This is a genomic window from Calothrix anomala FACHB-343, assembly GCF_014696435.1.
Classification (GTDB): Bacteria; Cyanobacteriota; Cyanobacteriia; order Cyanobacteriales; family Nostocaceae; genus Aulosira; species Aulosira anomala_A.
This window is the reverse complement of record NZ_JACJQG010000016.1, coordinates 68,848-80,593: the sequence shown is the minus strand read 5'-3', so window position 1 is coordinate 80,593 and position 11,746 is coordinate 68,848. Positions and strand designations below refer to the sequence as shown.

Here is an 11,746-nt window from a genome sequence, read left to right as displayed (position 1 = left end):
GTATCCGTAGTCAGGAATTTAGTATTTTACAATACAGAAATTAAGCCCTGACTACTGTGGTTGACTACTATTTTTACTTAGAGGCGGTATTAATGGCGACAGTAAAATTAGGGGTTAGTCTCAGCCAAATAATTGCGGCGGAATTTATTAATAAGCAAGTAATTGCTAAAGCTAACAAGATATATGTCGGTAACATGACTACGCCGACGAGAAACCAGCTATAGACATGCATTACCATGATCGAGGCAAAAATACTGGCAATTCCCGCCGATAGCCATACATGATGTGATGGGCGACGGAATGCGGTCAGAATCATTGTCAGGATTGTGGTTAGTAAGTTTGCTGGCACCAAGAATGCGCAAATACTTACACAGTTGGTGCGGGAGAACTCAGCTAAGGTATGGAAATCGAGCATCAATGTGTTGGGATAATGTTCGCATATACTAACAAATTTAATATATTTAAATTTAATATATTTATAAATAATTGAACTTACCTTAGCATTATATTGCAGTGCCCGCATCAACTATGTTACATAATTTAAATTTATCTCTGCAATTGTGAATATTTAATAATGGATATGGTGGGTAATGCCCACCATCGTGAAATTAACCCATTAAAATCACTGTATCAATGACATGAATTACGCCATTATCTGCTTCGATATCGGCTGCTAAGACGGTGGCGTTTTTCACTTCAAAACCCTCAGAACAGTCAATTTTAATTGGTGAACCTTCGACGGAAGTTACTGTTCCTAATTTCTCTAAGTCAGCCTTGAAAAGCTTTCCAGGCACTACATGAAATGTCAAAATCCGTGCTAATTGGGGAATGTTCTGCACGAGAGTTTGAATAGTTCCTGGTGGTAACTTAGCAAAAGCATCATCATTTGGTGCAAAGACTGTGAAGGGGCCAGGACTTTTTAATGTTTCTACTAAACCTGCAACTTGGACAGCAGTTACTAGGGTTTTAAAAGAGTCAGCCGAAACAGCAATATCAACAATATCGGGCATATTTTTCACCTGAATCTGTGTATGTTATCTTAAAGGATAGTAAACTATTTTTAAGCTATATTAAATAAATTTAGCGGTAAATAGGGCTGCAAGTATATAGCGCGATCGCCCTATGATTGTCATAGATGAATCTCTGTGTAAGCAAAATGTCCGAGCGTAGTTACGCCATTCTAGGAACTGGTGCATTAGGTGGCTTTTATGGTGCGAAATTGCAAAAAGCTGGTTTAGATGTCCACTTTTTGCTTAAAAGTGATTATGAATATGTCAGAGACTCTGGTTTAGTGGTGGAATCTGTAGATGGTGATTTCACCCTACCCCAAGTCAATGCTTATAATGATGTCGCAAAAATGCCTCAGTGTGATGTGGTAGTTGTGGCACTGAAGACGACACAAAATCATTTATTACCACAGATTTTACCACCTGTTGTCAAAGCGGGTGGGGTGGTGTTGATATTGCAAAACGGGCTAGCTGTGGAAGAAGAAGTTGCAGCGATAGTTAGCAATGTGACTATAATCGGTGGGTTGTGTTTTCTTTGTTCTAATAAAGTTGGTGCTGGACATATTCGTCACCTAGATTATGGACAAATTACCTTAGGGGAATATGCGTCAGGTTATCAGGCTTGCGGAGTTACCGAGAAGATGCAGCAAGTAGCTGATGATTTTATTCATGGGGGTATTTCCATAGAATTAACTGCAGATTTATTATTAGGGCGATGGAAAAAGCTGGTGTGGAATATCCCTTATAATGGGCTATCTGTGATTCTTAACGCCAGAACCGATGAATTAATGGCCTACGAGCATACGCGCAAATTAGCCGAACAGTTGATGTATGAAGTTGCGGCTGGGGCGAAAAGTTGCGATCGCATAATTCCCGACAGCTTTATTCAACTGATGCTCGACTATACTGTGAAGATGAAGCCTTATCGTACCAGCATGAAAATTGACGCTGATGAAGGGCGTCCTTTAGAAGTAGAAGCAATTTTTGGTACTCCATTACGTAAAGCTCAAGCTGCGGGTGTATATTTACCGCAGATTAACTGTTTATATCAGCAACTCAAGTTTTTGGATGGGAGATTGACGGTTGATGGTTGAGGGTTGACTGTTGACTGTTGACGGTTGGCGGTTGACTGTTGACGGTTGACGGTTGGCTGCGGAATATACTCAAATGAGTTCTCAAATCCCAGTTTGAGAAGGCAATATTAACTTTTGCCTGCGGAATATACTCAAATGAGTTCTCAAATCCCAGTTTGAGAAGGCAATATTAACTTTTGCCTGCGGAATATACTCAAATGAGTTCTCAAACCCCAGTTTGAGAAGGCAATATTAACTTTTGCCTGCGGAATATACTCAAGTGAGTTCTCAAATCCCAGTTTGAGAACTCAATTTGCAGTTTGAGAACTCAATTCTGGTAATGAGTAAAAAAATCGTGTCATACCCGAAATAACGCCCGCAGGCTCAAAGCCTGGGGTTATATTGAACATGCCTGCTTTAACAGGCTTTGTAAATATAGCTGCATCCGGAGGTGATACCAATTCCAGAAAAAAATGAGACAGATGCGTAGGTTGGGTAGAAGGTCGTGAAACCCAACAATTACAGGACTTTGGGGTGTTGGGTTTCGTTCCTCAACCCAACCTACATCCACTACATCCACTACAATTGCTGTTTCTGCGATATCTAAAGCAGGCTAAACTGACTCAATTAGCGATCGCTGTTAACTCTTAATTCCGAAAAGATTGATAAATGAGTAAAAACACATATAAATTGCGAAATACTGCTTTTTAGAGAAAATTAATTCCCAAAATCTACTCATATCAGCTATAAAGTCATTCTCCTATCCTAAAAGTGTACTCTATTAAGGAGAATCTAAAATGCCTTTGAGAACTCGTGGTTCTGCTGGTGTTGACAAAGCCCAACGTCGTCTCGCTCTGCTAAAGTCCATTGATGGAAATCTTGATTTAGGACATGGATTAACCATTGAAGCTTATAGCCGCTTAATTGATAATACCCGTGCTGCACTTGAGTCTGATAATACACTTCTGTCCAATCTTGAAGAATCTAACCTTAAAAAGGTATCTTTCGGGCTATTTTCACAAATTATACGTTTTTTACCGTTCACCAGTCTGATTTACTTGACTCTGGCTCACTTTAGCTTGGCTAAGGCGCAAATAATCCCAGATAATACCCTTGGCACTGAAAGCTCAGTTGTCAACCCTGATACAATTAAAGGCATTCCCAGTGACAGAATAGATGGGGGTGCAATTCGCGGGGCGAACCTTTTCCACAGTTTTAGTGAGTTTAATATTGACTCAGCAAGAGGAGCATATTTTACCAATCCCAGTGGAATTGAGAATATTTTGACAAGGGTGACGGGAAATAATGCTTCTCAAATTCTGGGAACTCTAGGGGTATTGGGTAACGCTAACCTGTTTTTGATTAATCCCAATGGCATAATTTTTGGTAAAAATGCAGTTTTAGATATTCGCGGTTCCTTTACGGCGACTACTGCCGATGGCATTAGATTAGGTGAAAATGGCTTATTTAGTGCTACTAATCCGCAAAATAGTAATTTATTGACAGTCAAACCAGGGGCTTTATTTAGCAATGCGTTGAGCAATCAGCAAGCGACGATTAATAATCAAGGTAATTTAACAGTAGATGCTGGTCAAAATATAAATTTACTTGGTGCCAATGTGATTAATACAGGCACATTAACAGCACCAGAGGGAAAAGTACAATTAACAGGTACAGAAAATTTAATAACTAGAGGAAATATCGCTACAGCTACATTATTCCTCAATACTAAAAACCTGACTATTAGTGAAAATAAAAATAATGATGCTACAGTTTATCAAACTACATTAGAAGGTTTGTCTGGAAATACAAATCTGATATTGCAAGCGACTAATAATATTACAGTTGATTCTCTGACTAATAGCACTTTAAATTTAGCTGATGGTAGCGGAAAAATCGCCTTTATTGCTGATGCTGATAGGGATGGTATCGGTAATTTTCAAATGAATGCTGCGGATACTATTAAAACCAATGGCAGAGATATTAGCATTTTGGGAGCAAATTTGACATTAGGCAATATTGATACTTCCTTCATTTCTAATTCAGGTAATGCAGGAAATGGAGGAGCAATTACACTCACAGCCGGGAGTAATATACTTACACAATCCCTAAAATCATACTCTTATTCTGCTAATTCAGGTAATGCAGGAAATGGAGGAGCAATTACACTCATATCTGGAGGCAATATTTACACTCATCAAGCCATACTTTCCTACTCATCTTCACCTTCAGGAAAATCTGGAAATGGTGGTCATATTTCTATTGCTGCACAGGGTGATATTTCTATTGCTGCACAGGGTGATATTCCTATAGACAAAGGCATAAACTCATCCTCATATTCACTGTTAGAAACAGATGGAAAGGGCGGAAATATTTCTCTTGTTTCTAGAACAGGTAATATCTTTACAACTGCTCCACTGTATACTGCTTCATATTTTGGACGATCAGGAGATATCTCACTAGAAGCGGCAAAAGATATTAGAGTTGGACGGACTATTTCTACTTCCCGAAATAACAGTGGTGGAAATATTAAGCTAATTAGCGGTAATTCTATCTCTATAGAAGGATTGATTAACAGTCTTACTAATTTCTGTAGTGAAATAAATATCTGTAGTGGCAACTCATCAATAGTAGGAGGTGATATTTACTTCAAATCCCCACGGATAACGTCCGATAATAATGATGTTTCGGTAGATATAGATGGTTTAGGAAAAGGTGGAAATTTAATAATTGAAGCAGATGTACTAAATATCTCTGGCACTGATCATGCTCGTTTCGGAACTACAACTATGGGTCGTGGTAGTGGTGGTAACTTAATTGTTAATGCAAAAGAAGTTAATTTAAAAAATGGTGGTGCATTACAATCTATTACACAAGGGTTAGGAAATGCTGGAAATATCCAACTAACAACCAATAAACTTCTAATTCAAGATAATCGAGATCGATCTCATCGTCTGTACCAAACTGGGATTACTACCACGGCTCAACCATATTTCCGAGGCATCATCAAATCTAAATTAAATAATTTAAATTATTTAAATTATTTAATATTTGCAAATGATGATTTTAAGCTGGGTAAAGTAGGAGATATTCTTATTAATGCCGCAGAATCAATTGAGATTATTGGTAACAAAACAGAAACAGTTTCCCTGGAATTGACTAGAGAAAATTTAAAATCATTTTTAGTAGATATTTCTGCTGGAATAACGACAGGTACTTTAGGAAGTGGTGAAGCAGGTAAACTCACAATAAATACAAAAAAACTAATGGCAAGAGATTATTCAGGATTATTTACTGGCTCTATAGCAACTAAATATATCTCAGTTATCCTTCCTAATTCAATTCTTTTAGCAGTAAAGGATGAATTTAATAAGTTAGATTCAGAGACAAAATTTATATTAAATTCGGGTGGAATTACTCCTGATAGTATTACCAACCAAATTGAGAATCAATTGTCTAATTTGTCAGATGTTGGCAATGGTGGTGATCTAGAAGTTAATGCTGACCAAATTATCTTACAAGGTTCTGGAGGTTTAGTAACTTTAAGCTTTAGTTCAGGTAATGCTGGTAATTCGAGAATTCAAGGAAAGCAGATTTCCCTCCAAGAAGGAGGATTTATTGCTGTTAGTACCTACGGAACTGGTAATGCAGGAAGTTTAAACATCATCACTGATAAACTTAGTATTAATAATGGTTCAAAAGTTTTTGCGGGAACTATTGATAAAGGTTTTGGTGGAAATATCAATATCGCTGCTTCCGAGTCAGTAGAAGTAATTGGTACATCATCTGATGGCAAAAATTCTAGTAGTATCTTTGCTGTAGCAGAAAATAATTCAACGGGAAATGCAGGTAATATTACCATTGATACTCCTAATTTAACTATTAGAGACGGTGCAAGAATAGAAGCACAAACGAAGGGAGCAGGTACAGCAGGGAACATTTTTATTAAAAATGCCGATTTTCTTGATATTTCTGGAGTCAATGCCTTTAGAATTAATAGTGGTTTACTTTCCTCCAGTGAAAATCTTAATAGTGGAAAGGGTGGAACTATTATCATTAATCAAGGTAATCCTCAAGGTATTTTGCATCTTGCAGATGGAGGATTTATCAGTGTGCTAACACGCAGTAGCAATAATGGTGGTGAAATTGGGATTAATATTAATAATATCAATATAGAAAGTGGAGGACAAATCATAAGCACTGCTGCCAGAGGTAGTAATGGTAAAGCAGGAAATATTGATATTATTGCTAATGATAGGATTAATATTGCTGGTCAAAACACACCTCAATCCCAGAAGAATCTCTTAAATCCCAACCTAGGAATTAATAGTGGCTTGTTTGCTTTGTCTGAAGGTACAGGAGATGCTGGCAATATTTCCATGACCACTGGAAACTTAAATATTACTAATGAGGGTAAAATATTTGCCTCAACTTCTGGTAGCGGAAATGGCGGTACAATTAGCGTTAACGCCCTAAATTTTGTAAATATAGGTAAAGGCGTCCAAGACTTTGCGCCAATTATCTCTGTAGAAACCACTGGCGCAGGTAAAGCCGGAAATATCATTGTCAATACTCCTAGCCTCACTGTATCCGACACCGCCAGCATCACCGCCACCGCCACAAAGACCGCCACAAATACCCAAGAAGGTGGCAGCATCACCTTAAACGCCTCCAAATTAGACCTAGCAGGCATTGTGGGAATTTTTGCCGAAACCCAAGGACAAGCCCCCGCAGGTACATTAAAACTTAATCCTTACCAAAATCAACCCAATTTAGATATTAACCTGTTCCCCAATTCTAATATTTCTGCTTCTACTTCTGGCAGTGGTAAAGGTGGTGACTTAATTCTCACCGCACCGGAAAATATCAACATTACTGGTAAAGGAAAATTAGCAGTTGAAAGTACTGGTATAGGCGATGCAGGTAATATTCTTATTACCACTCAAAACTTAAATATTAATGATGGTGTGAAAATCTCCGCTTCCACAATGAATGGTCAAGGCGGTAACATCAACATTAATGCTCATACCTTAAGCGCCAATAACGGCGGACAATTTCTCACCACCACATCTGGTACAAAAAAAGCCGGAAATATCAACATCCAAGTCAGAGATAATATCACCTTAGACGGCACAAATACCGGACTATTTGCCAATACCGAAAAAACTGCAACAGGTGATAGCGGCAATATTACAATTGACCCAGAAATTTTTATTATTAAAAACGGTGCAGGTATCGGCGTAAATAGTAATGGTAGCGGTAAAGGCGGCAATATTTCCCTAACTGCTGGGACTTTAACTTTAGACAATCAAGCCTTTATTAATGCTGCTACTACTAGTAATAATGGCGGCGAAATTACACTAGATATTCAAGATTTTTTATTTGTGCGGCGTAATAGCAACATTACCGCCACAGCAGGCACAGATTTTGCAGGCGGTAATGGTGGTAACATTACCATTAACAGTCCCTTCATCATCGCCATTGCCGCAGAAAACAGCGATATTACAGCCAATGCTTTTAGTGGTCAAGGTGGCAATATTAACATATCTACTCAAGGAATCTTCGGTATAGGATTCCAAGCACAACAGACAGCACAAAGCGGTATCACTGCTAGTTCGGAATTGGGTATTAGCGGTAATGTGACTATAAATACACCAGAAGTAGACCCCAGTAAAGGCTTAGTGCAACTCAGCGCCAATCTGCTGGATGCTTCCAGACAAATTGATAACTCTTGTCAAGCTGGTAGTAAACAAAGCGCCAGTTCATTTACGATTACGGGAAGAGGCGGTTTACCGTTTAATCCTTATGAATATCTGCAAACAGATTCGGTAGTCAAAAAATGGGTGACTGTAGATAATAATCAAAATTCTCCGGGTAATAGTCAGCGTAGCATCAGTGAAAATCCTTCCCCACAGGAGATTGTAGAAGCCCAGGGATTAATGAAGGGTGAAAACGGCGATATCTATTTAGTTGCACAAGCTTCTCATGTTATACCCCATAGTCCGACGTTAACAGCTGCTGCTTGCGCGAGTTCTCGGTAAGCTATTGTACTTTTACAGCAGTTTTCATGCATTTGAACCACAATCGTAGTAGGGGCACGGCATCAGTAAGATTATTGTATATATGAGAAGATTGTGGATGCCGTGCCCCTACAGTGTGGTCTATTTACCTGAAAATTGCTGTAAGTTGCACAACCCATCGTGAGGGCTGTTGACAGTTGACAGTTGACAGTTGACAGTTGACAGTTGACGGTTGACGGTTGACGGTTGACAGTTGACAGTTAATACCAATTCAATATGAAAAGGTTCTACTGGTAAGAGTTCTGTAAACTGTGCTAATATTTCCAAATTTTTGGCTACATGTTGAGAACAATAAATACCTTTATATAGTTCCGAAACTACAATGATAGAAAGATAGCACTGACTGAAAAAGCGATTAAATTTAGTAATTGCTAGGGGGTTTTCATTGAGTAGTGCAATACATATATTGGTATCTAATAGATACATTATTCGTTATCTTGATTATCGATTGAATTTATAGTTCCACCTTGATAATTATGTCGTTGTTGGTCAATTTCTGTAAAAATTTCGGTTAATTCTGGTTGGTTCTTCCAAGCTCCAAATAATTGATTTATTTTTGCTAGTCTTTCTGTTTCTGTTAGGGGGTGTTGTGTTTCTGTAATTTGACTTTCAATAAATTCTAAATCTACTATGATTTCTGTACCGTCAGGAATATTATGCATTTGTTCTAATATTTCAATGTTTTGACCGCGTTTTATGCCTCTAAATTTCATATATGATTAGCTCCTGTAATTGTTAATTAGCTTTTTTGCGGCGTTATTTTTTACACGTAATTATTGCTGATAGCCATTGAATATTATAATCGAATAGGAATCTACCTAAATAAAATAGTTAGATTAATTACTGAATAAGAACTTCCTTGCGTCTTTTATACTGCAATGAAATTTAAAAATAAACTATACTCTTTTTTGGCGCTGGTAGTAGCAACTACAATAATATGCACCCATGTTTCACCAGCTATGGGTAAATTTGTTGCTAATAATCCCATAAATGTACAAACATCAATCTCTGTCGCTATCTCTAATTTAGAACAGGGGAAAAAATTATATGATGCTGGCAGATTTGCGGAAGCTGTGAAATTTTTACAGCAAGCAGTTAAAGAATATCAACAGCAGGGCGATACCCTCAGACAAGCGGCAACTTTGAGTAATTTATCTCTAGCTTATCAAGAACTGGGCAATTGGAATCAAGCCCAACAAGCAATTACAGCTAGTCTTAAGTTATTAACAGCGAATTCCGAGAAAACGGCGAATTTAGGAGTTTTCGCTCAATCGCTAGATGTGCAAGCTAGTCTGCAATTAAGTATGAGACAAACAGATGCAGCTTTGAGGAGTTGGCAACAGGCAGCAGAGATATATACCAAAATAAACGATAATAGTGGCGTAGTGCGATCGCAAATCAATCAAGCTCAAGTTTTACGCATCCAAGGTTTTTATCAAAAATCCATAAAATTACTGAACCAAGTACAGCAGCAGTTACAATCGCAACCAGATTCTTTAGAAAAAGTCGTCAGTTTGCGATCGCTTGGTGATAGTCTGCAATTAGCTGGTAATTTATCAGCAGCGCAAAAGGTTTTACAGCAAAGTCTGGAAATTGCTCAACGGTTGCAATCTTTTGATCATGTAGCCGCCAGTTTATTAAGCTTGGGGAATAACGCTCATGCTGAAGGTAAAATCACAGAAGCGTTGGTATTTTATCAACAAGTAGTTAAAATCGCTCCTTCACCCCTAACCAAAGTCCAAGCACAGCTGAATCAATTGAAATTAATGATTGAACAGGGTAAATCTGCACAAGCGCAAACTTTATTACCAGAAATTCAATCGCAAATCGCCCAACTTCCCCCCAGTAGTTTAGCCATCTATGCGCGGATTAACTTTGTCCAAAATCTGCTGAAATTAGGGGGAGAAAATTTAACACTTAAGAATTCCCAACTCATAGCTAGCGCCATTCAACAAGCCCGTGATTTAGGCGATAAACGAGCAGAAGCTTATGGACTCGGTACTTTAGGGCATTTCTACGAACAAACACAACAGTGGAATGAAGCGCAAAAACTCACCGAGCAGGCTTTATTTTTAACCCAAACTCACAACGCACCAGAAATAGCTTATCGCTGGCAATGGCAATTGGGTAGGATATTCAAAGCACAAGGAAATATTCAAGATGCAATTCTTGCCTATGATGGGAGTTTAGCAACCCTAGATAGTCTCCGCAGTGACTTAGTAACTGTTAACCAAGATGTGCAATTATCTTTTCGTGACAGTGTCGAGCCAGTATATCGGGAATCAGTAGAAATATTACTGCGCTCTCAAGCCGATAAACCGGATGAAAAAATTCTAGAGAAAGCTCGCCAACGCATTGAAGCCTTGCAATTAGCCGAATTAGATAACTTTTTCCGCGAAGCTTGTTTACAAGGTCAAACAGTAGTACTAGATAAATTAGTAGACGAAGATAATCCCACTGCCGCTATTTTTTACCCGATAATTCTGCCAGAATCACTCCAAGTAATCGTCAAAATTCCCAAACAACCCCTGCGACATTATGCCACCAACATACCGCAAGCAGAAGTCGAGAAAATAGCGAATCAACTAAGATTCAATCTCAATCAACAATATACTAGCAAAGCTACAAAAAAACAGTTACAGCAGCTTTACAGTTTGCTAATTCAACCGATTGAGTCAGAATTACAAACTGCTGGCGTCAAAACTCTAGTGTTTCTGCTAGATGGGACTTTACGTAATGTGCCAATGGCAGCTTTGCATGATGGTAAACAATATTTATTAGAGAAATATGCTGTTTCTCTCAATCTCGGTTTGCAACTCCTCGATCCTCACCCCTTAGCAAAACAGAAACTCAGAGTTATTACCGCCGGATTAATCAATTCTCCCCCAGGGTTTTCTCAATATCCGCCCTTACCTGCCATTGAAGAGGAATTTGAGTTAATTGCTAACACCGGAGTAGAGACAACCAAGCTTCTAGAACAGCAATTTACCAGTAAAGCCTTAGAAAGCAAAATTAACTCTAGTAATTTTAACATAGTGCATATAGCTACCCACGGTGAATTTAGTTCCCGTGCTGAAGATACCTTTATTTTGGCTGCCGATGGCCCCATTAATGTTACCCAATTCGATAGTATTTTGCGCAGTCGCGAAGGTGGCAAATCTAGCAGCATGGAACTATTATTTTTAAGTGCTTGCCAAACAGCCACCGGCGATAACCGCGCTGTACTCGGTTTAGCTGGAGTTGCAGTTCGCGCCGGGGCAAGAAGTACGATCGCGTCTTTGTGGGATATTAATGATGCAGCAACAGCTAAATTTGTCGGACTTTTCTATCAAGAACTTCAGCATGGTAACGTTAGCAAAGCTGAAGCCTTGCGCCTAGCCCAGCTAAAGTTATTGAAAGATCCCCAATACAAAGCACCCCGCTTTTGGTCGGCATATATACTCATTGGTAATTGGCTGTGAACTGGGAGCATCCCAAATGTGCAAAAACGCCCTCACCCTATAAGGGTGGGGCTAGAAATACGAAGCCTGCCTTCGCAGGCTAAAAGTTTGATAGCCTGCGAAGGCAGGCTTTGTTGGTATAGCAA

General features: G+C 38.8%; 7 protein-coding genes. 3 read left to right on the top strand and 4 right to left on the bottom strand.

Going from position 1 to position 11,746, the window contains the following annotated elements; all coding sequences use genetic code 11:
• Positions 1–73: 73 nt before the first annotated feature.
• Both H6G08_RS37465 and cupS read right to left on the bottom strand, forming a co-directional pair.
• On the bottom strand, positions 74–415 hold the full coding sequence (locus tag H6G08_RS37465; RefSeq protein ID WP_242046131.1) for a hypothetical protein: 342 nt from the start codon (positions 413–415) through the stop codon (positions 74–76).
• Between the two features lie 193 nt (positions 416–608).
• Positions 609–1,010, bottom strand: a complete 402-nt coding sequence (cupS, locus tag H6G08_RS11490) for a CO2 hydration-associated protein CupS (RefSeq protein WP_096643120.1) — start codon at positions 1,008–1,010, stop codon at positions 609–611.
• Between the two features lie 146 nt (positions 1,011–1,156).
• On the opposite strand from cupS, the gene H6G08_RS11485 reads away from it, so the two are divergent.
• Together H6G08_RS11485 and H6G08_RS11480 are read left to right on the top strand one after the other, a co-directional pair.
• Positions 1,157–2,101, top strand: coding sequence for a putative 2-dehydropantoate 2-reductase (locus H6G08_RS11485; protein WP_190541964.1), 945 nt, complete (start codon positions 1,157–1,159; stop codon positions 2,099–2,101).
• A 776-nt stretch (positions 2,102–2,877) separates the two neighbouring features.
• A complete protein-coding gene (locus tag H6G08_RS11480; RefSeq protein WP_190541961.1) occupies positions 2,878–8,121 on the top strand; it encodes a two-partner secretion domain-containing protein in 5,244 nt (1,747 codons plus the stop codon).
• Positions 8,122–8,241: 120 nt separating this feature from the next.
• Here H6G08_RS11480 and H6G08_RS11475 read toward each other — a convergent pair whose 3' ends face one another.
• Positions 8,242–8,586 carry a type II toxin-antitoxin system VapC family toxin gene (locus H6G08_RS11475; protein ID WP_190541958.1) on the bottom strand — a complete coding sequence of 115 codons (345 nt, stop codon included), beginning with the start codon at positions 8,584–8,586 and terminating at the stop codon, positions 8,242–8,244.
• Entirely contained in the window at positions 8,586–8,873 is a 288-nt protein-coding gene (locus H6G08_RS11470) for a hypothetical protein (RefSeq protein ID WP_190541954.1), read from the bottom strand. The genes H6G08_RS11475 and H6G08_RS11470 overlap by 1 nt, the downstream gene beginning before the upstream one ends.
• Before the next feature lie 165 nt (positions 8,874–9,038).
• Here H6G08_RS11470 and H6G08_RS11465 point away from each other — a divergent pair, with 165 nt between their 5' ends.
• A complete protein-coding gene (locus tag H6G08_RS11465; protein WP_190541951.1) occupies positions 9,039–11,621 on the top strand; it encodes a CHAT domain-containing protein in 2,583 nt (860 codons plus the stop codon).
• Positions 11,622–11,746: the final 125 nt, after the last annotated feature.

What these genes read in the sequence shown, in the direction of transcription:
- H6G08_RS37465 (WP_242046131.1), bottom strand. Translation starts at nt 415, where the DNA reads ATGCTCGATTTCCATACCTTAGCTGAGTTCTCCCGCACCAACTGTGTA.
- cupS (WP_096643120.1), bottom strand. Translation starts at nt 1,010, where the DNA reads ATGCCCGATATTGTTGATATTGCTGTTTCGGCTGACTCTTTTAAAACC.
- H6G08_RS11485 (WP_190541964.1), top strand. Translation starts at nt 1,157, where the DNA reads ATGTCCGAGCGTAGTTACGCCATTCTAGGAACTGGTGCATTAGGTGGC.
- H6G08_RS11480 (WP_190541961.1), top strand. Translation starts at nt 2,878, where the DNA reads ATGCCTTTGAGAACTCGTGGTTCTGCTGGTGTTGACAAAGCCCAACGT.
- H6G08_RS11475 (WP_190541958.1), bottom strand. Translation starts at nt 8,586, where the DNA reads ATGTATCTATTAGATACCAATATATGTATTGCACTACTCAATGAAAAC.
- H6G08_RS11470 (WP_190541954.1), bottom strand. Translation starts at nt 8,873, where the DNA reads ATGAAATTTAGAGGCATAAAACGCGGTCAAAACATTGAAATATTAGAA.
- H6G08_RS11465 (WP_190541951.1), top strand. Translation starts at nt 9,039, where the DNA reads ATGAAATTTAAAAATAAACTATACTCTTTTTTGGCGCTGGTAGTAGCA.